Origin of the sequence: Acinetobacter sp. UBA991, from assembly GCF_002292065.1 — a bacterium.
In the GTDB taxonomy this organism is placed as follows: Bacteria; Pseudomonadota; Gammaproteobacteria; order Pseudomonadales; family Moraxellaceae; genus Acinetobacter; species Acinetobacter higginsii.
The window spans coordinates 1-20918 of sequence record NZ_DBBF01000026.1 but is presented as its reverse complement, the minus strand read 5'-3'; the positions used below and the strand labels follow the sequence as shown (position 1 = coordinate 20918).

General features: G+C 43.5%; 19 protein-coding genes. 11 read left to right on the top strand and 8 right to left on the bottom strand.

The annotated features are described in order from the left end of the window. Positions 1-119: 119 nt before the first annotated feature. The 4 genes from B2727_RS10810 (at position 120) to B2727_RS10795 (ending at position 1886) form a co-directional block, all read left to right on the top strand. Positions 120-584 carry a GNAT family N-acetyltransferase gene (locus B2727_RS10810; RefSeq protein ID WP_033134191.1) on the top strand — a complete coding sequence of 155 codons (465 nt, stop codon included), beginning with the start codon at positions 120-122 and terminating at the stop codon, positions 582-584. A 34-nt stretch (positions 585-618) separates the two neighbouring features. Then, entirely contained in the window at positions 619-792 is a 174-nt protein-coding gene (locus tag B2727_RS10805) for a hypothetical protein (RefSeq protein WP_241345588.1), read from the top strand. A 271-nt stretch (positions 793-1063) separates the two neighbouring features. Then, complete coding sequence (locus tag B2727_RS10800) at positions 1064-1564, top strand: GNAT family N-acetyltransferase (protein WP_033134192.1); 501 nt, start codon at positions 1064-1066, stop codon at positions 1562-1564. 10 nt (positions 1565-1574) lie between these two features. Further along, on the top strand, positions 1575-1886 hold the full coding sequence (locus tag B2727_RS10795; RefSeq protein WP_005201748.1) for an ankyrin repeat domain-containing protein: 312 nt from the start codon (positions 1575-1577) through the stop codon (positions 1884-1886). Between the two features lie 289 nt (positions 1887-2175). On the opposite strand, the gene B2727_RS10790 is transcribed toward B2727_RS10795, so the two are convergent. Beyond that, complete coding sequence (locus B2727_RS10790) at positions 2176-2871, bottom strand: TIGR04219 family outer membrane beta-barrel protein (RefSeq protein ID WP_004803376.1); 696 nt, start codon at positions 2869-2871, stop codon at positions 2176-2178. Between the two features lie 132 nt (positions 2872-3003). Between B2727_RS10790 and B2727_RS10785 the strand changes: the two genes are divergently transcribed. The 3 genes from B2727_RS10785 to B2727_RS10775 all read left to right on the top strand — a co-directional run bounded on the left by B2727_RS10785 (position 3004) and on the right by B2727_RS10775 (position 6456). Next, positions 3004-4446 carry an aldehyde dehydrogenase family protein gene (locus B2727_RS10785; protein WP_033134193.1) on the top strand — a complete coding sequence of 481 codons (1443 nt, stop codon included), beginning with the start codon at positions 3004-3006 and terminating at the stop codon, positions 4444-4446. Between the two features lie 377 nt (positions 4447-4823). Next, positions 4824-6302, top strand: coding sequence for a sodium-dependent transporter (locus B2727_RS10780; RefSeq protein ID WP_005201740.1), 1479 nt, complete (start codon positions 4824-4826; stop codon positions 6300-6302). A 10-nt stretch (positions 6303-6312) separates the two neighbouring features. Further along, positions 6313-6456, top strand: a complete 144-nt coding sequence (locus B2727_RS10775; protein ID WP_005201738.1) for a methionine/alanine import family NSS transporter small subunit — start codon at positions 6313-6315, stop codon at positions 6454-6456. Between the two features lie 41 nt (positions 6457-6497). Here the strand turns inward: B2727_RS10775 and rsmB are convergent, their stop codons facing one another. Both rsmB and fmt read right to left on the bottom strand, forming a co-directional pair. After that, on the bottom strand, positions 6498-7805 hold the full coding sequence (rsmB, locus tag B2727_RS10770; protein ID WP_033134194.1) for a 16S rRNA (cytosine(967)-C(5))-methyltransferase RsmB: 1308 nt from the start codon (positions 7803-7805) through the stop codon (positions 6498-6500). Further along, a complete protein-coding gene (fmt, locus tag B2727_RS10765) occupies positions 7802-8764 on the bottom strand; it encodes a methionyl-tRNA formyltransferase (protein ID WP_033134195.1) in 963 nt (320 codons plus the stop codon). The genes rsmB and fmt overlap by 4 nt, the downstream gene beginning before the upstream one ends. A 210-nt stretch (positions 8765-8974) precedes the next feature. Here fmt and ilvD point away from each other — a divergent pair, with 210 nt between their 5' ends. The 3 genes from ilvD to B2727_RS10750 all read left to right on the top strand — a co-directional run bounded on the left by ilvD (position 8975) and on the right by B2727_RS10750 (position 13050). Then, positions 8975-10804 carry a dihydroxy-acid dehydratase gene (gene ilvD, locus B2727_RS10760; RefSeq protein WP_032864358.1) on the top strand — a complete coding sequence of 610 codons (1830 nt, stop codon included), beginning with the start codon at positions 8975-8977 and terminating at the stop codon, positions 10802-10804. 143 nt (positions 10805-10947) lie between these two features. Then, entirely contained in the window at positions 10948-12237 is a 1290-nt protein-coding gene (locus tag B2727_RS10755) for a hypothetical protein (RefSeq protein WP_033134196.1), read from the top strand. 81 nt (positions 12238-12318) lie between these two features. Continuing rightward, the gene (locus B2727_RS10750) at positions 12319-13050 is read left to right on the top strand and encodes a sulfite exporter TauE/SafE family protein (RefSeq protein WP_033134197.1); all 732 of its coding nucleotides are present in this window, start codon (positions 12319-12321) and stop codon (positions 13048-13050) included. A gap of 12 nt (positions 13051-13062) precedes the next feature. On the opposite strand, the gene B2727_RS10745 is transcribed toward B2727_RS10750, so the two are convergent. Together B2727_RS10745 and B2727_RS10740 are read right to left on the bottom strand one after the other, a co-directional pair. Then, positions 13063-13953, bottom strand: a complete 891-nt coding sequence (locus B2727_RS10745) for a LysR family transcriptional regulator (RefSeq protein WP_033134198.1) — start codon at positions 13951-13953, stop codon at positions 13063-13065. 106 nt (positions 13954-14059) lie between these two features. Then, positions 14060-14962 (bottom strand): LysR family transcriptional regulator, encoded by a 903-nt coding sequence (locus B2727_RS10740; RefSeq protein ID WP_033134199.1) that lies wholly within the window; start codon positions 14960-14962, stop codon positions 14060-14062. Between the two features lie 123 nt (positions 14963-15085). On the opposite strand from B2727_RS10740, the gene B2727_RS10735 reads away from it, so the two are divergent. After that, the gene (locus B2727_RS10735) at positions 15086-15832 is read left to right on the top strand and encodes an SDR family oxidoreductase (RefSeq protein ID WP_033134200.1); all 747 of its coding nucleotides are present in this window, start codon (positions 15086-15088) and stop codon (positions 15830-15832) included. Between the two features lie 52 nt (positions 15833-15884). On the opposite strand, the gene B2727_RS10730 is transcribed toward B2727_RS10735, so the two are convergent. From B2727_RS10730 to B2727_RS10720, 3 genes are all read right to left on the bottom strand, one after another. Further along, on the bottom strand, positions 15885-17180 hold the full coding sequence (locus B2727_RS10730; protein ID WP_004803411.1) for a solute carrier family 23 protein: 1296 nt from the start codon (positions 17178-17180) through the stop codon (positions 15885-15887). 309 nt (positions 17181-17489) lie between these two features. Then, positions 17490-20171: a phosphoenolpyruvate carboxylase gene (gene ppc / locus B2727_RS10725; protein ID WP_033134201.1), complete on the bottom strand. Its 2682-nt coding sequence runs from the start codon at positions 20169-20171 to the stop codon at positions 17490-17492. An 84-nt stretch (positions 20172-20255) separates the two neighbouring features. Then, the gene (locus tag B2727_RS10720; RefSeq protein WP_241345587.1) at positions 20256-20879 is read right to left on the bottom strand and encodes a TetR/AcrR family transcriptional regulator; all 624 of its coding nucleotides are present in this window, start codon (positions 20877-20879) and stop codon (positions 20256-20258) included. Positions 20880-20918: the final 39 nt, after the last annotated feature.

The following is a 20918-nucleotide window of genomic DNA, read 5'->3' as shown; positions in this document are numbered from 1 at the left end:
CTTTTAAATTAGAAACACCCCAATCTCGAGAGAGGTTGGGGTGTTTTTTATTGCGTGAAGGAAATAAGTAGAAGAAATCGGCTAAAATCGGTTAAATCACTCTCAAAATTAACAATATAATGAAAATTTCTTTGCTCGTAGATCACCCAGAAGCGATTGGAAAAATTGCAAAGTGGTACTATAACGAATGGGCTTATCTCTCTTTACAGATTACCGAAGAAATGATGCATCAAAAGGTGCTGGAAAAAGCAGCTAATCGTGATGTTATTCCTTTAGCAATCGTAGCTCATCATGAAAATGAATTGATCGGTGCCTTAGAACTGAAGCTACGAGAGAATAAAAACTATCCAGAATATGAGCATTGGATCGGTGGGATTTTTGTTGATCCTTTATGGCGAGGGCAAGGTGTTGCCAGCCAAATGATTACGATGGCACAAGAAAAAGCCAGAGAATTAGGCGTAACCATGCTGTATTTACAATGTGAAAGTCATAATATTTCACTATACCAAAGACATGGTTTTAAAGTGCTACATCAAGCCAATCACCATACGGTAGAAGCAACTATTATGAGATATCAACAATAAGAATTGCGAAGTTATGACTTTGTTTGGAGATACGATGGAACAAAAGTTATTTCAAGCTGCGAAAGTTTTTATGGAGAGCCGTTATCCTAAAGGCTGGGGTGGTGTTGCTGCACTCGCCACTGAGAGTGGCAAAATTTTGATTAGTGTTGATCCTGAAACACGAAATGATGCTTTATCACTTTGTATGGAAGTCGGGGGAGGCACATAAAATCAATGAAAAAATTACACATTCCCTCTGTATATGTAGAGCGTCGGAACATTCAAATATTCTAATTTTAACACCTTGTGGAATCTGCCAAGAGCGTCTTTCCTATTGGGGAGGAGATGTTCTCGTGGCAGTGAGTACAGCTGAGAACAAATTATTATTTAAATCCTTAAGAGAATTGATGCCCTACCATTGGTCGATGGTGAATGGAGTACAGCTTTGATGCGGTATAAGCAAAAGTTGTCCGTATTTAAAGAATTAGGATAGTAAGTATATGCTGAGTTATCGTCTTCTCTGCTCTGATAGTGAAACTGATATAGCCAGTATTCAAGCTGTATTTGAGGCTAGTCCAAATTATTTTAAACTTATTCAAGGATATAGTGCAGAGAAAAATGCTGCTCGAAACGATCTAAAAGCTGTACCGAGTGGACATCCATTTACTGCAAAGTTTTTTTACGCGATTTATCATAAAGAACAGATAATTGGTTGTATTGATCTTCTGCGAGGTTATCCCGAGTCATCAATAGTATTTATTGGACTGCTATTATTTATAGAGTCTCATCAATGTTTAGGCTATGGCCCGCAAGCAGTCCATTTTATTTCGGGTCTTGCGAATACTTGGGGATGTGATCGGTTGAGAATTGCAGTGGTTCAATCAAATGAACCTGCATTTGCATTTTGGTCAAAGGAAGGTTTTGTAGAACTTTATCGTAAAGAACTCAGTGAATATGTTGCTCCCGTCATTGTTATGGAGAAACTGCTAACTTTTAAATGAGAGGAACTAAATGAAACTCAACTCTTTTTCACCACTCCCTGAAGATGATGCAGAATTACATCTTCCTGAGCTGGTGTATTGGGCATCCCTTGGTGATTTGGAACAAGTAGAGCAACTATTGGCCGAGGGGATAGATCCAAACCAAACCGATGATGACGGTTATAGTGCATTACAGGCTGCTGCAGAGAACGATTATTTGGCGGTGGTGAAGCTACTCGTGAGTAAGGGTGCAAATGTGGCGTATAAAAGCGAATATACGGCCCTACAGCTTGCTGAAATGGCAGAGCATAGCGAAGTGGTTGCGTATCTTAAAAGTCTTTAAATCACCTATAAACATGATAGATAAAAAGAAGCCCCATCATCCTGACGGGGCTTCTTCATATTCAGTTTATGTCGTTGATATCCTATTAACGACCACGTCCTGTGCGTTTTATTATTCTCAATGAGACTTCCTGTCTCTCTATGATTTATATGATAGGCGAAGAGTTTGTATTGGGGTATTCGCCAATCACTGCGATTGTTGTAGGTTTTGGCTTACATTAAGGAGGAGAGCTTAGTGATTGGATATAAAAAACGGAATCTAAAGATTCCGTTTCTCACTTTATTACGATTTAGAAATGGATATCTAAGCCGATATAAGGACCTTTAAAGTTAAATTTAAGGTCATTTTTTTCGTAATCATCTAGTTTGACATCGAGGATACGATAGCCTGCTTTTAAGCCAACATCGACCAAGAGATTATCAATAAAGTTGTATTGTAGTTCGGCTTGGGCATCGGTGATTTTAGCGTCGTTAAAGTTGCTATATAGCAATTCAGCTTTAGCGCTTAAGCCTGTGAAAGGTAGTTTTACCCCAGCTGATCCATAAATGACAGGAACCGTTTTATCGATATCAGTTTTGCTTAGGCCTAGTGTTTTTACATCACCGTTCAGGTTAGTGGCACCTAGACCAACATCTGCATTTACGATGGTGTCTAAGATTTCATAATACAAAATGAAGTCGGTATGATCGATATTCAGATCATAAACAGGCTGACCTGCAACTTCATTTTCAGTTTGTGATTTTAAATTTACATAGCGAATTTTTGCATTTGGAATCAGTGGAATCGGGTGTTCAAATGCAAGCGAGACTTGTGCAGAACCTTTACGATCAAGGTCTTGATCTGGTGCAGAAGTTTGCGCAGCCATATTGGCTTCACCATTGTAATTCCAATAGCTAAGATCGCCTTTTACACCAATCATATCCGCTTGCGCCAGACCACAAAAGCTTGTCCCTAAAGCAAGCATTGATATTTTTAATATTTTCATTGCATTGTCCTAATCAGTATCAAAAACCGTAATGAATTGTTGTGAATTCATCAGCGAATGGGCGAATCATATAGTGATCTTGGAAAATATGCAGTAGTCTAATTTTAAATTTTTATAACGGGATCAAGAATAATGACAGATACAACAAGCGTGCGGGATTATCCACTGTATGTCGCGGGAAAAGCGGTAAGCACGGGGCAATGGCTTGAAGTACATGATAAGTATCGAAATACCGTCTATGCTCGTGTTGCTCTGGCCGATGCCAAAGTACTTGAAAAAGCCATTTCTGCTTCAGTAAAAGCAGAACAGGAAATGGCAGCATTAAAGCCCTTTCAAAAACAACAGATCTTATTGCATTGTGTAAAGCGCTTTAATGAACTGAGTGAAGAATTGACTGAAATCCTGATTGCCGAAGGCGGCAAGCCGCGAGGTGCAGCAAGTGCAGAAGTTGAACGTCTGATTAATACCTTCCAATTGGCAGCAGATGCAGTGACGCAGCTGGACGATGGCCGCATGTTGCCCTTGGCGGTGACACCTGCAGCAGCCCGTTTTCGAGGTATGGTTAAACATGTGCCAATTGGTGCGATTTCCTTAATCAGTCCGTTTAATTTCCCTCTGAATCTGGTGGCACATAAGATTGCGCCTGCGATTGCAGCAGGCTGTCCTTTTGTTTTAAAACCTGCCAGTTTGACTCCAATCAGTGCATTAATGATCGCCAAGGTATTAGCTGAAACAGATCTACCGAAAGGTTCATGGTCGATCTTGCCGTGTGACCGTCAAGCAGCAGATATTTTGGTGACCGATGATCGCTTTAAATTACTCAGCTTTACAGGTTCAGATCAAGTCGGTTGGGATATGAAAGCACGTGCAGGTCGCAAGAAAGTCACCTTAGAACTAGGCGGTAATGCTGCGGTTCTGATCGATGCAGATACCGTGATTGATGAGGCACTTATAGATCGTTTGATTAGTGCCGCTTATGGGCATGCGGGGCAGGTCTGTATCAGTGTGCAGCGGATTTTAGTTCATGCTGATATTTATGCAGAATTGAAAAAGAAACTGGTCGCAAAATTGAAAAAAATCAAAGTGGATGATCCCGCTTTAACAACGACATTGGTTGGGCCAATGATTAAGGAAGCTGAGGCTGTTCGTCTAAAAAAATGGCTGGATAAAGCCGAGAAAAAAGGAGCAAAAATACTCACAGGAGGAAGTTTACAAGGCATGTTGTTTGAACCTGCTTTGCTGGAAAATGTAGATGCCAAGCTGGAAATCTATAAAGATGAAGCTTTTGGCCCTGTAGCGATCCTCGAAAAATTTAAGGATTTTGAGCAGGGTATTGCCACCATTAATCAAAGTCGTTTTGGTTTACAGGCGGGTGTATATACGCAGAATCTGAATAAGATGCTGTATGCATGGGATCATTTACATGTCGGAGGTGTGATTATTAACGATGTCCCAACTTTCCGTGTCGATAATATGCCTTATGGCGGCGTGAAGGATTCTGGCCTTGGTCGGGAAGGGATTCATTCTGCAATTCGGGATATGCAAGAGGAAAGGTTATTAGCCATCAAACAATAAAAAAGATTGTGGCCCAAGCGGAGTTTTAGCTTCGCTTGATTGTTTTATGTACTTGATTTTTATAAGTTGACTGCAAGGTCAAAATTACAGTCTGTTGAAAAATAATCAGTTGTTTAAAAAAGATGACTTTTTCTTTCAGAATTTACAGTAAAAAGAAATAAAAACAGGTATTGTTCGGCTATTAAAAGCAGAAAAACAAAGCCCAATCTTTAAGGAAGATGGTTTGGTTTTTGCTTTGTTTGTCCATGTAAACGGAGACCCACAAGGTTGAAATTTCATGCAAGCAAAACAAGATTTTTTATGGCACTTTTCATGTCTGTTGGATAATAAAAACCTAACACAGCATGGAATAGCCAGCAGGACAACTTAGGTGTTTTATGGCAGATTCTCGTGAAAACTGGACATCACGATCTGGTTTTATTATTGCAGCTGTTGGTTCAGCTGTAGGTTTAGGTAACATTTGGCGTTTCCCTTATGTTGCTTATGAAAATGGCGGCGGGGCGTTTCTTATCCCTTATTTACTGGCGTTGATTACCGCTGGTTTACCTCTTTTATTCTTGGATTATGCAACAGGTCATCGTGCGCGTAATTCACCACCAAAAGCATATCGTGCGCTATTTAAAGGCGGTGAGACACTCGGTTGGTGGCAAGTCTGTGTCTGTATCATCATTGGTTTGTACTATGCCAGCGTACTGACTTGGGCAGGTAGTTATGTCTACTTCTCAATTGGTCAGGCGTGGGGCAGTGACCCAGAAAGCTTCTTCTTCAATACGTATTTGCAGACCTCGAAAGCAACTGGCTTCGATCTACAATTTGTGAGTCATTTGTTCTGGCCAATCGTTGGTATTTGGGCACTGACTTTAATCATTTTGTATGGCGGTGTGAAGAAGGGTGTTGAATTATCCAATAAGATTTTCATGCCGTTGTTATTCGTCTTGTTTACGGTTCTTGTGATTCAGTCATTACGTTTACCTGGTGCGGTAGAAGGCTTAAATGCATTCTTTACTCCGAACTGGTCAGCGATGATGAATTATAAAGTTTGGTTAGCTGCCTATGGTCATACTTTCTTCTCGTTGTCTGTTGGCTTCGGGATCATGGTGACCTATGCCTCTTACTTAAAACCTAAAACTAACTTAACTGGTTCAGGCTTGATCGTTGGTTTTGCCAATGCATCAACAGAGATTTTGGCGGGTATTGGTATTTTTGCGGCATTGGGCTTTATGGCACATGCGGCAGGTAAAGAAGTACACGATGTTGTGAGTGGTGGTATTGGTCTAGCATTCATCGCATTCCCTAAAATCATTTCAAGTTTAGGGGCGGGTGCAGATTTATTTGGTTTCTTATTCTTCTCTTCGCTATTTGTTGCGGGTATCTCTTCCATGGTCAGTATTTTGGAAGTGCCAATCGCGGCAATGCAGGACAAGTTGAAATGGGGCCGTACCAAAGCTGTAACCATTATTGGTGGTGGTAGTGCACTTGTTTCAGTGATCTTATTCTCAAGTGTAAATGCGATTAAACTGGTGGATATCGTCGATCACTTCATCAATAACATCGGTATTATTGGTGGTGCATTGATCTCGATCATTAGTATTGCTTGGTTTAAACGTTCTGCCTTGCGTGAACTACGTGATCATGTGAATCGTATTTCGACGATTCAATTGGGCAAAGGTTGGGATTTCACTTTAACGGTGATCACATCGTTGATTTTATTAACCACCTTAAGCATGACCGTATTTAACTTGGTGAAAAACGGTTACGATAGTTATAGCATGAGCTTACAAGGCATTTTTGGATGGGGCAGCGTGATTTTCTGTGCTGTCGTTGCAATTGTACTCAGCCGAATCAAAGATCGCTAGGAGAACAAATATGAATACTTCAGCAATCGTAATGATGGTGATTTCAATGGTGTTTTTATGGGGTGGTTTAGCATTGTCTATTCTGCACTTATCCAAAAACCCAGAAGAACTCGATGAGGTTCTGGAAGAAGTCAAAGATCAGCATACGCTTTAAAAATAGATTTAAAAAAAGCAGGCTTTAAGCCTGCTTTTTTATTATGCCAATTTTTTAATCAGGCAATAATAGAAACCATCACCAGCGTGGGCAGAAGGGAACAGCTGACGACCATGGGTCTGTTCAATGCCCCAATCGGCTTCGATTTTGATTTCCTCTGCATCCGCATGTTCTGCAAAGAATGCCGCCATTTGCTGCTCATTTTCAGCTTTTAGAATCGAGCAGGTGATATATAGCAAAGTGCCGCCGACTTTAAGCTGTTGCCACATCTGCTGCAAAATCTGTTGTTGTAACGTAACCGTTTGTGCGATATCGGTTGATTGTCTGAGCAGGCGAATATCGGGGTGGCGACGAATCACACCTGTTGCAGAACAAGGCGCATCCAGCACGATACAATCGACGGGTTCAGGTGCCTGCCACGTGGTGGCATCAGCGGTAATAATCTCAACATTGTTCTGATCTAGGGCAAGACGTTCTAAATTTTCAGAAACACGTAGTAAACGTTTTGCATCATGATCAAGCGCAATCAGCTTTTTAGGATCAAAGCGCTCAAGGATGTGTGCAGTTTTACCCCCTGGTGCAGCACATGCATCGACAACAACTTTGTTATCTAAGTTCGGTAAAAGCGTCGCGCACAATTGTGCATGTTCATCTTGAACAGAAAAACCGCCTTCTTCAAAACCGGGTAAATGGGTAATATTGCCTGTTTGTTCCAACACAATACCCACATCTGAAAGCGTGCAAGGACGAGCATCAATCTGTTCTTCGTCCAAAATCTCTAAATATTCGTTACGACTGACTTGGCGTTCATTGACACGCAGTGTCAGTGGTGCGACTTGTTTTAAGGCTTGGCATAGCGGTTCTACTTGCTCAGGCCAATCCTTTTTGAGTCGTTTGAATAACCAGCTTGGTAAACCATGGGTATTATTCAACGCGGTTTGAAATTCATCTGTTTCACGTGAAACACGACGCAGAATCGCATTAACCAAACCACTCATTGGCTCGAAACCGAGTTGCTTAGCCGCATTTACAGTTTCTGAAATCGCAGCATGTACTGGAATACGCGTACATAAAATTTGATATAAACCCAGATATAAACAACTTTCTAGGGCTTCATTGTCTAATGGTTTTGTGAGCAAGGGTAAGGTAATGGCTTTTAACGAATACCATTGGCGCAAACAACCTAAAGTAAGCTCGTGATATAAACCACGGTCACGTTCAGAAACGATATTGATATGTTGATTCAAAACGGAAGACAAAGATTGCCCATTTTGAACCGCCAAAAGTGTTTTGACCACCTGCGCACGCAGATTCAAATTTTTTGCAGATGATTGATTCGATTGGCTCATGGGAGAATTTGTCCAAGATGTAATTTTTGGGTTTGGGCAATTTGAACTGGATTGAGGGCTTTAGCACCTGGCCATTGCAAACTGGTTAAGCACACTGCGCTATTGTCGCCACAAGCAACGTGAACACCTTGTTTATCAATGGCAAGGATTTCACCGACTTGTGCATCGGTTTTGCTGAGCTGTGAAAGTGTAGAACCCCAAACACGTAAGGCATTGTTTTCATCGAGCTGAATAAAAGCAACTGGCCAAGGGTTAAAGGCACGAATATTACGATCGATTTGAACTGCATTTACAGTCCAATCGATACGCGCTTCTGCTTTCACTAATTTGTGCGCATAAATGGTCAGTGCTTCATCTTGTACTTCACGTTTTTCAATAAAATCCTGCAAGCTTTGTTCTGATTCAAGCACGGTACAAATCGCTTCTGCACCTTGAACAGCCAATTTGTCATGTAAGCTGGCCGTGGTATCTTCCGCAGTAATTGGGCAATAGGTTTTATACATCATATCGCCAGTATCTAAACCTGCAGCCATTTGCATGATGGTAATCCCTGTTTCAGCATCCCCTGTGGCAATGGCACGTTGAATCGGGGCAGCACCACGCCAGCGTGGTAGCAATGAACCATGAATATTTAAACACCCGTATTTCGGTGTATCCAAAACGGCTTGCGGTAAAATCAAGCCATAGGCTGCAACCACCATCACGTCTGCGCCAAGTGCAGCAAGCTCTTGTCGAGCGGCCAAGCCTTCTTCCGTAGATGCTTTAAAATTCAAAGGTTGATAAACAGCTAAACCGTGCTCAAGTGCCAATTGTTTAACAGGCGATGGCGTTAATTTTTGCCCACGTCCTGATTTACGGTCAGGTTGGGTATAAACCGCAATGATCTGGTGGGATGTTTTTAATAATGCCGCCAATGCGGTTGCCGCAAATTCAGGCGTACCAGCAAAAATGATTTTCACAAATGGAATCCAAATAAAACTTATCTCAAATTATAAGCGAAAAAGCCACGAGCCCCTAATTCACTGCTTGAATTGCTTTTGTGCAAAAAAAGATAGGCCTGTTGGTCATCTGTTAAACGATAACTTGTAGTATGATGCAAAGAGCTCAGTATCATTTCGCCAGAGAGAAAGTCTTATTTTTCTCGAGCACACACTTGTTGGGAATACAAAATGCCTGATTATCGTTCGAAAACATCAACACATGGAAGAAATATGGCGGGCGCGCGTGGTTTATGGCGTGCGACCGGTATGAAAGATGAAGATTTTGGCAAGCCAATTATTGCGGTGGTCAACTCATTTACCCAGTTTGTTCCCGGTCACGTGCATCTTAAAGATTTAGGTCAACTTGTTGCGAGAGAAATTGAAGCTTCTGGTGGTGTGGCAAAAGAATTTAATACCATTGCCGTCGATGACGGGATTGCCATGGGCCATGACGGGATGCTGTATTCACTGCCATCGCGTGATTTGATTGCCGATTCTGTGGAATACATGGTCAATGCCCATTGTGCCGATGCTATGGTGTGTATCTCGAACTGTGACAAGATCACACCGGGAATGCTAATGGCTGCGATGCGCTTGAATATCCCAGTGGTATTCGTGTCTGGTGGTCCAATGGAAGCGGGTAAAGTTAAATTCCGTGGTGATGAAAAGGCGATTGACCTGGTTGATGCCATGGTGGTTGCAGCAGACGAAAGCTACACCGATGAAGAAGTTGCTGCGTTTGAACGCTCAGCATGTCCAACCTGTGGTTCATGTTCAGGGATGTTCACGGCTAACTCAATGAACTGCTTAACCGAAGCTTTAGGTTTATCTTTACCAGGTAATGGTTCTATCGTGGCGACGCATGCCAACCGTGAAAAATTGTTCTTAAGAGCAGGTCGTTTAGTGGTCGAACTGGCGAAACGTTATTATGAACAAAATGATGACAGTATTTTGCCACGCTCAATCGCAACCAAAGCTGCATTTGAAAATGCCATGACGCTTGATATCGCGATGGGTGGTTCAACCAATACCGTATTGCATTTACTTGCTGCCGCACATGAAGCTGAAGTTGATTTCACGATGGATGATATCGACCGCCTGTCTCGTCAAGTACCAGTATTGTCAAAAGTTGCCCCAGCAAAACAAGACGTGCATATGGAAGATGTGCACCGTGCGGGTGGCATCATGGCGATCTTGGGCGAGCTGGATCGTGCCAACTTACTCAATACCTCATGCCCAACCGTGCACGAACCTACGCTGAAAGATGCCTTGGACAAGTGGGATATTATCCGTACCGAAGATGCTGATGTTTACGAATTCTATCGTTCATCTCCGGGTGGTATTCCAACGCAAGTGGCATTCTCGCAGAACCGTTATTACTCAACTTTAGATGGTGACCGCGAGAAAGGCGTGATTCGTAATGCTGAACATGCGTTCTCTAAAGATGGCGGTTTGGCAGTCCTTTACGGCAACATCGCTCTAGATGGCTGTATCGTCAAAACTGCGGGTGTGGATGAGTCAATTCTTAAATTTACAGGTACAGCACGCGTTTTTGAAAGCCAAGATGCAGCGGTTGAAGCGATTTTGGATCATAAAATCGTTGCGGGCGATATCGTAGTGATTCGCTACGAAGGACCACGTGGTGGACCAGGGATGCAAGAAATGTTGTATCCAACCAGTTACTTGAAGTCGAAAGGTTTAGGTAAAGACTGTGCCTTGATTACCGATGGTCGTTTCTCGGGCGGTTCGTCAGGTTTGTCGATTGGTCACGTTTCTCCAGAAGCAGCAGAAGGTGGTGCGATTGGTTTGGTTGAAGATGGCGATACCATTGAAATTGATATTCCAAACCGTACCATTCATTTGAATGTTGATGATGCGACTATGGCGCATCGTCGCACTGTTCAGGAAGCAAAAGGTTGGCATCCAGCAGAAGAGCGTAAACGTAAAGTGTCTAAATCATTGAAGATTTACGCAATGCATTCGACCAGTGCAGCCAAAGGCGCAGTACGAGTTTTGTAATCCCATTCAGTCCCTCTTTCAATTAAGAGGGACTTTTTTGTTATTTTATAAGATACTGAACAGACTTATTGACTCACTTGTTCCAATCCAAGCTTGAGTATATCGATTCATATTTCACTTTATGACCATTAGAGGCGATCGACATGTCTTTGTTACGTCGTTGGTTTGATCCCATCCGATCGAGTTGGTTCTATCAGAAACCTTCACGTCAGGCGGTATTACCCACGGAACAGGGTTTAAGCATTTACCTGCGTCTAGACGATGTTTATAGCTATCTTGCGGTACAACAACTGGATCAGCTCAATGAAATCCTGAGTGATGAGTTGAAACCTCTAAAAGTGATTATTTCAAGGCAGGACGCAGAGCCTCCGAATGGAATGTCCAAGCAGGAATGGCTCAGTTACTGCTTAAATGATGCCAAGATTCTGGCCAAGCAACACCGTTTTGGCTTTGATGACACCCCAGAAATTCCTAGCGCAGAAGCATTACAACAAGCTGAAACCATTCTTCGAAACACCCCCTTACGTGAACAGAACTTCTTACATTTACTGGAAGATGTGTTCCATATGCTGTGGCAACAACAATACGGCAAATTACGTACCCTGTATGCCATGGCCAGTCGGCATCAGAGCCCTCAAGATTATCCTGAACGCATTTTTAAAGATGTGCCCGTTGCTGCCAGTTATTTCGAATTTGGTGAGCGGAAATATCAAGCGGTCGATGATTTATTACGTTTAACCCGCCGTCTAAAACAGCAAAAACTGCTGACTGGAAATCCAATTTTCCTGATTAATCATATCGAATGGCGCGAGCATTTGATTAATGATGGTGAGGCGCTCAATGAAGTGCAGGCCATGCATCCCGAGCTAGATTTATATATCGCGCTTGAAGATCCAATGAGCTGGTTATTATTGGCCTATATCAAAGAAGAACTGGCCAATTATTATAATATCCAGTTGAAGGTTTATCCCTTGAGTTATCACGGGCGAGACTGGTTTGACTGGAGCTTGGCGACTCGTGTTTCCAAGCGTACCCAAGTGGCATTTACGCCGTTCTGCCGTCCGACCAAGGATGCGACGTATGAGATGGCACGACTGTTTTATAGTGTGCCTGAAGAACAGCAAGTCGATTGCATCCACCAGATTTTTGAAGGGGTGTGGACACGGGGTAAAGACTTGTCATTTAAAGCCCATTTTCAGCGCATGCAAAAGCGTTTAGAGATCGAGCACATCACTGAACAGGATGTCGAAGCTTTACTGAAGCAGAACGATGAACTGTGTCAGCAAAAGCATCAGCCTGATTTTCCAGTCCTAGAATTGCGTATTGACGGGCAAAGTTATGTGTTTAACAGCCTGTATCGGGTCTGGATGATTGAAAGCATCATCAGCAATGTGTTGGAAGACAAATATAGAACCGCCTCAAGCTCTGCCTGAGGCCCGCTCCCAAAAATAAGAATAGGGCAAACTTGGCTTTTTTTCGTAGCATAACTCCGATGCAATATCGGAGATTCGGGCGTGACTTTTTTAGCAATTATTGTGATGGTATTTGTCTTTGCGGGCATGATTAAAGGCATGATCGGCTTAGGCTTACCTGCGGTCTCCATGGGACTGCTCACGATTGCCATGAGTCCATTTCAGGCTGCATCCCTGCTGATCGTTCCGTCCATGATCACCAATATCTGGCAGCTGTTTGCTGAGGGGCGGGTCTGGACTTTTGTACGCCGCTTCTGGTCTTTGCTGCTTGGAATTATGGTTGGATCGGTCTGGAGTTTTTTACCCACTTTAAGCCAAAGCCATGGACAAAGTAGTGAAATTCTACTGGGTACGATGCTGATACTGTACGGGCTTTATGGTTTATGCGTTAAGAATCTGCCTCACTTGGGCAAATATGAGCGTTGGCTCTCACCTGTGGTTGGTTATATCGGCGGGGCGGTGACCGTAGCAACAGGGGTGATCATTATTCCCGTAGTACCTTATTTACAGTCTTTGCATTTAAAACGGGATGAGCTGGTTCAGGCATTGGGCTTGACCTTTACCGTGTCCACCATTTGCCTCGCCGTATTTTTACAGCATAACCCGATGGCAGGCATCGCTCTGGATTATCGCCTATCCATCGTAGCTTTGATTGCGGCTTTAATGGGTATGTGGTTGGGTAAAAAAATCCGCTATCAATTGAATGAGCAGCGCTTCCGCCGCCTATTTTTTATGGGCTTGGTCGCATTAGGTGCGTATATGCTATCGCATTAATTTGGGGCTGAACTAAGGTCGATGTTGCAATAAAAAATCCGCAAACTGTTGATAAGTCTCGGGCAGTTGACTGAAATCCTGTGTTGCCAACAGCAGTTTCCGATTAGCCCATGCACCCAGCAGCTGTACCGTGTGGAAATGATAGTCTGGCTCTAAACGCTGTGCAGCACGGGCAGGCATAATCGCGATGCCAACACCTTTTGCCACCACTTCAGCAATTGCAGCGAAATTGGGCAAACGCAAACGGTATTGGATATTAAAGCCCAGTAACTTGGCTTGGGTTTCGATGGATTGCTGCAAAGAGTGATGCGGCATCAACCCAATAAAACCATAGCTTAGGGCCTCGACCAAATTCAATTGTGTGTGTTGAGCAAGAGCATGTGAGGCTGGGCAAATTAGCACCAAGGGATCACTGGCAAATTCTTGGGTCTGCAAAGGGCGAATATCAAAGAAACTGGAAACCAAGCCGAGCGTGGCGATGCCTTTGCTGAGAGCCGCAATAATCTCTGAACTTTCAGCTTCATGCAGATCGATATTGATGTCAGGATGGCACATCAGATATTGCGGTAACAGCGGTGGCAGATATTCACTTTGTGCGGAGGAGTTGCACCACAGGGTTATGGATTCGGGTTGTTGCTGCCGAAAGCGTTGCATCTCTTGTTCAAGTTGGTCTTTTTGTCGGAGCAAACGTCGCGCATGTTCGGCTAAGGCATGGCCTGCACTGGTGAGCTCAACGCCCGTGGAGTGTCGAATGAATAAAGGCGTATCGAAATATTGTTCAAGTTTTTTGATGCGCTCACTGGCCGCTTGCAAGGAAATTGCAGAACGTTCCGCCCCTTTGGTCAGACTGCCTGTAGTGACGATATGTAGAAATAGCCGTAAATCAAAAAAATCAAAACGCATGATGACAACGCATTGAAATGCAAAAAATCATCATACTAAACATCACTTAAATAAAGATAGTGGACTTAAGTGCAGCAAAAACTGTTTTTGGTGAGGAGCGAAACGTTTAAGCCTGATCCAAAGGATGATCTTTAAACAACTCTACCATCCATTCAATAAATACCCGTTGTCGAGGTGAAACCCGTGTTTTTGAGGGGTAAAGCAAAGAAACGGGTAAAGAAGGAACAGCATATTGGGTTAACACAGGGCACAGCTGACCATTTTCGATTTGCTTTAAATGACCATAACGTGGCACCTGAATAATACCAAAGCCTTGTTCTGCCGCAGCAGAGTAGGTCTGTGCCCCATTGACCTGAATTAAGGAGGTGAGGTCATAAAACTCAAGCTGATGATTGATGATGAATTCTAAGGGAAGCGCTTTTTGTCGTGCGCTGGAGTAAAACCCCACCATAAAATGCTGTTTTAAATCACTCAGTGCGTTCGGTGTGCCGTATTTGTTGAGGTATTCAGGACTCGCGAGGGTGACTTGCGGGATCAGCCCCAAAGGTCTGACCACCAGTTCACTATTATTTAAATGACCAATCCGAATCACACAGTCGATGCCTTCTTTAATCAGATCAACATAGCGATCACTTTCAGTCAATTGTAATTGAATTTGTGGATATTCTCCGAGAAACTGATGTAGTTTGGGCAGAATAAAATGCGCAGCAAAGATACCGTGAACCTCGACCTTTAAGCTACCTTGCGGTTTGGCATGTAAAAAATCATGATCTGATTCATCAATATAAGCCAGAATATATTTACAGCGTTGATAGTACAGATGGCCTTCGTCGGTCGGATTCACTTGTCGTGTGGTCCGAAACAGTAAGCGGGTATTCAACTGCATTTCCAACTGTTTAATCGCATCTGTCAGGGTCGAGCGCGGTAAGTTCAGGATCTGTGCTGCTTTGGTAAAACTTCGCTGTTCAACCACATGTACGAATGCCGACATTGCATTTAACTTGTCCATAGGCTTGATTCTTTTGTTCGGTCTATCCGTATAAAGAAGCCGAAATTTGATGGATTATCTTGTTCTCACTGAACAGTATCATAGATCGTATTCCGTGATAAGTTGAGTTGGACGAGGTTAAAAATGAATACACCAGCAAATGATAAAAAAGTGATTTTGATTACAGGTGCATCCCGAGGTATTGGTGCTTTTACCGCGGCCTTATTGGCACAGCAAGGCCATCAAATCGTGATTAATTATGCGCGCAATGATTTAGAAGCAAATCAGCTGGTCGAAAAAATTAAAGCTGCGGGTGGGACCGCAAGCGCATTTAAAGCAGATATCAGCCAGTCGCATCAGGTTGAGCAGCTATTTGAATATGTCATCCAACACTACGGGCGAGTGGATATTCTGATTAATAATGCGGGCATCATGTGCTTTAAAAAAATTGAAGCTTTAGATGACGAAACCATTGAAAAGGTTTTAGCAATTAATTTAAAAGGCAGCTTATATAGCATGCGAGAGGCGGCGAAACGACTTGAACAGGGTGGGAAAATTATCAATCTTTCCAGTAGCGTGATTGGTATGAAGCTGGAAGGGTATGGCATTTATACCGCATCTAAAGCAGCCATCGAAGCTTTGACCGCAATCCTTGCCAAGGAGTTAAGAGGCAAAAATATTACCGTCAATGCAATTGCACCTGGGCCAACAGCGACGGAGCTATTTTTTGAGGGCAAGAGTGAGGCATTGATTGCACAGTTGGCCAAAGCAGCCCCGTTAGAGCGTTTAGGCACAGTGGAAGATATTGCTGCGGTGCTTGATTTTGCCGTGAGTGATGCCAGTAACTGGATCAATGCACAGGTGATTAGAGCCAATGGTGGCATTATCTAGTCGTGGCATCTTTCCCAAAATAAAAAAGGCAGCTTACGCTGCCTTCAAGGTTTTAGTTTTTATCTTTTAAACTGAATAACAGGTTCAGGAAAATCGCAGCAAAAGTTGCGGTTCCAATACCACCTAAATTAAAGCTACCAAATAACAATTCAAAGTTGCCTGCACCTAAAATAATGGTGACAGAGGCAATGATCAGGTTTTTATTGTTTGAGAAATCGACTTTGTTTTCGATCCAGATTTTTGCACCGGCAATGGTAATCAAGCCAAACACCACAATCGAAGCACCTGTCAGAACTGCGGTTGGAATGGTACTGATCACTGCACCAAACTTAGGTGAAAGCCCCAAGAAAATAGCAAACACACCTGCGATCACAAACACAATCGTTGAATACACGCGGGTCACTGCCATCACACCAATGTTTTCCCCATAAGTGGTCATACCCGGTGCACCGACACTGCCCGATAAAGTGGTGGCTAAACCATCGGCAACAAAGGCTTTGCCCAATTGCGGAGTCAGGTTTTCGCCGGTCATTGCACCTACCGCTTTGATATGACCTAAGTTCTCTGCCACTAAGATGAGGGCGACAGGGGCAATAATCAGAATTGCATTTAAATCAAAAGTTGGATGTGAAAAGCTTGGGATACCAAACCATGGCGCTGCTGCGATTTGGGAGAAATCAATCGGTTTGCCATAGCCTAAAACATTGGTGGCAATGGCATAAAGCGCATAGGCAATCAGTAGGCCAACGAGTAACAATAAACGCTGTAATAGCCCTTTGGTAAAGACCGCAATGATGCCCATACTCAATACAGTGATGAGCGCCATCCACATCTCAAACGGTTGACCGGCAACCCCTTTGATGGTGACAGGTGCAAGGTTGAGACCAATGATCATCACGATCGCGCCAGTCACGACGGGTGGCATCAGTTTTTCAATCCAGCGTGTACCTGTCAGCATCACAGCAAAACCGATCAAGGCATAAAAAATACCACAGGCGACGATCCCGCCAAGTGCAACCGAAAGGTTTGGATTGGCCCCAGAGCCCGTGATATGTCCTGTTGCCGCCGCAACTACACCGATAAAGGCAAAACTTGAACCTAAATAGCTTGGTACGCGTCCACCAGTGATCAGGAAGAAAATAATGGTACAAATCCCTGACATTAAGATGGCAAGGTTTGGGCTAAAGCCCATTAATAAGGGTGCAAGAACCGTTGCACCAAACATTGCAAATGCGTGTTGAACCCCGAGCACCGCACTTTGTAAGGGCGGTAAATATTCATTTGTCGCAACAGGGCGATGATCGATCTTCCCCTGATACGGCTGCCATTTTGGAAACCAACTTGACATAAATTAGACTCATTATGTGATATCAGCGCGTATGATACCCTGTCTTAAAACGAGCTTTCACCTATAAGCCATTGAGAATATTGCCAGAACAGGCATTGTGGGTTGTATTTTTACCTTTTGGTAAAATTTGTTTCAAAATAAGCTAGCGGTTTTATTATTTATTTTTTTGCTGATGCTTTGAAAATTTAACTCTTTTATTTTCAAAATATTTTTTGAATTTTTTCTGTTTTTAAAATTTAGATGGCATATTTTGCCAGTCTTGCCATCAATAGGCAGAGTTCCTATTGATGGCAAAGTCGAGTTTAGTGCTTAACCTGTATTACGCAGACCTGCGGCAATCCCCGCAATACTGACCATCAAGGCATGATCGACAGGGCTGTGTTCGGTTTGGTGTTCCGACAGATATAGACGACGACGTTTCATCAACTCCGCTTGTAATAAATGCAGTGGCAATAAATACGGCTTACGCACCTGCATGGATTGATCTAAAACCTCATTATTACTGAGCAGTTTAGATTCACCCTTTAAGCTCAGCAGGGTATCCACCGCATTTTGCAGACGCTGGCGTAATTCCACCCCAAGCACCTTTAAGTCCTGATCTTGGGTCAGATGTGACTCATAGTACAGGGCAATATCGGCATCAGATTTAGACAATACCATTTCCAACATATCAATCAGGGTCTGGAAATAAGGCCATTGTTCCAGCATCTCATTCAAGGTGTTTTTATGCTGTTCATGCACCTGATTAATCGCCGTGCCTGTACCCAACCAAGCAGGCAGCATCAAACGGATCTGCGTCCATGCAAACACCCATGGAATGGCACGCAGTGATTCAATACCACCACTGACTTTACGTTTGGCTGGGCGTGAACCCAATGGCAGCATTTGCAGTTCCAGTTCTGGCGTAACCGTCCGTAGATAGCTGACAAAGTTTGGATTTTCACGCACGGTTTGACGATAGACCTTGACCGATAAATCAGTCATTTGATTCATCAAGTCACGCCACTGTTTTTTCGGTTCTGGTGGTGGGAGCAAAGTCGCTTCTAAAGTTGCAGCGGTATAGATTTCCAGATTTTGCAGCGCAATACCTTCTAGACCGAATTTGAAGCGAATCATCTCACCTTGTTCAGTGACTCGAATTGCACCTGAAATCGAACCAGGAGGCTGCGAGAACAGGGCCTGTTGTGTTGGTGCACCACCGCGGCTGATTGAGCCACCACGACCATGGAACAAGGTCAATTGCACGCCATGTTGTTTGGCAATTGCAGTCAATTCTTCTTGGGCGCGGTATTGCGCCCAGTTGGCGGACATAAAGCCTGCATCTTTGGCTGAATCTGAATAGCCAATCATCACCTCATGTTTGCCTTGAATATGCTGTTTATACCAATGCATATTGAACAAGGTGGTCATGGTTTTGGCTGCGCCATCCAGATCTTTCAAGGTTTCAAACAGCGGCACCACGCGTAACGGATGCTGAATCCCAGCTTCCTTTTGCAGCAATAAAACCGCGAGCACATCACTTGGGTATTCTGCCATCGAAATAATATAGGCACCCAAGCTCTCGGTTGGCTGTTCTGCCAAGGTACGCATGGTGGCAAATACTTCCAGTACGTCAGGATGCTGAATCAGACTGCCTTCAGGTTCATTGAAGAACTTCGGTAATAATGGACGTTTGCTTTGCAGTTCTTGAATCAGGAAATTTTGACGAGCCTGTTCAGTCCATGATTCAAAATTGCCTAGGCCTAGATATTCGGTAATCGCAGAAATGGCTTGGCGATGGCGGCCTGATTCTTGACGAATATCCAGTTTGAGCAGTTCAATACCGAAACAGTTGACCCGATAAATGAAATCCAGCAATTGTCCATTGGCGATTTCGGCTAAGTTACTGTCGATTAATGAACGATAACAGAGGAGCAGTGGCGCTAACAGTTCATCTTTATCTTTGATGATATTGCTGTCATCGGCTTCAGCACCTTGTAAGCGTTGCCCCAACCAATAACGGGTGGCTTTTAAACGTTCACGGGTGTCTCGTAGATATTCACGATACGGTTCAGGGTGTTCATAGCCCAATGCTTGAGTCAGTTCCTCAGAGCAGCTTTGAATCGACAGTTCCCAACGCAGATTTTCAATATCACGCAAATATAAATCAGCAGCTTGCCAACGTGATAGCCACAACACTTCTTGGGTGACTTGATGGGTGACATTCGGATTGCCATCGCGGTCACCACCCATCCATGAAGCAAAACGGATCGGTGCAATGCTCAAAGGTAAATCATGCTCACAATGCTGCTGCGTGAGTTCATTCAGTTCACGTACGAATTTCGGTACTGCATTCCAGAGCGACTGCTCGATGGTGGCAAAACCCCATTTGGCTTCGTCGACAGGAGTTGGGCGATGCTGACGAATCTCATCGGTTTGCCATGCTGAGCTGACCAATTGTTTCAGTGTAGCGATGGTCTGTTGGCGTTCTCTGGGTGTCAGTTTTTGTTGATCTAACTGTGAAAGACAGTCGGTAATATCATCATATTTTTGAATCAGGGTGCGACGGCTGACCTCTGTTGGGTGTGCAGTCAGTACCAGTTCAATTTTTAAATCACAGATCTGTTGGAATAATTGCTGTGCATTGATTTGTTGGGTTTTGAATTTTTCGAATAAATGTGGCAGCGGGTTTGGGCTTGGGGCTTGTTCATCAAACTCGGCCTGACGACGGCTGCGCACCACATGATATTGTTCAGCAATATTGGCGAAATTGAGAAAATGTGAGAATGCGCGGGTCAGCGGCAAAATCTCTTCATCTTTTAAACCGAGAAACAATTGTTCGAGCTGTTTTTCTGCTTCGATCTGGCCGTCACGTGCACCTTTGGCTAATGCGCGAATTTGCTCAATCTGATTAAACAAATCTTGCCCAGCATGTTGCTTTAAGGTCTCTCCGAGTAAATTGCCCAGTAAGCGGACATCTTCACGTAATGGAGCAGTGATTTGCTGAATCATTCTAATTCTCCTGTTGTTCTCATTCGACTATAGCGCGATTGAGAGACATTCCAAGAGCAGAACGTAAAAAAATGTGAATTTTCTCTAATTTATTGGTTGATATTTAAGCATAAAAATTTCGATGGCCTGTTCAATCATCTGATTGATTTCAGTTGCGCTTGGTACAGGGGCTAAACCCAGCAACACTTGCTGATGACGGATACCCAACATCAGCGAGATGATCAGCTCAGTTTGCTTAAGCGGTTCATCTGCGCGAATAAATTTAAAGGCGATGGCCTGTTCAAAGAAATCACACCAGACATTGCACATGCGGGTATGTGATGCATCAAAAAATTGCTTGGTTAAGGGACTTTGTTCTGCGGCTAATTCAAATAGCAGACAATCTAATTTCAGTGCTTCAGGCAGATAAATGATACTTAATGCACGCAGACACATGAGCACCAATGCCTGTTTAAAATCTGCATCTGCGGTCAGTTCAATCTGTTTGGTTCGAATTGATTCTTCACAGCTTTCTTCAATCGCACAGATAAACAGATTGCCCTTATCTTGGAAGTGGTTATACACCGTGAGTTTGGTCACACCCGCTTCTTTGGCAATCTGATTCATATTGGTGGCGTGATAGCCCATTTTTAAAAATATAGATTTTGCAGCCTGTAAAATCTTGGCTCTTTTTTCTAAATCTTTAGGGCGACCACTGTTGATTTGCACGTTACCGTTCTCTTTTAATTAAGGGGCTTAGGAAGTTAA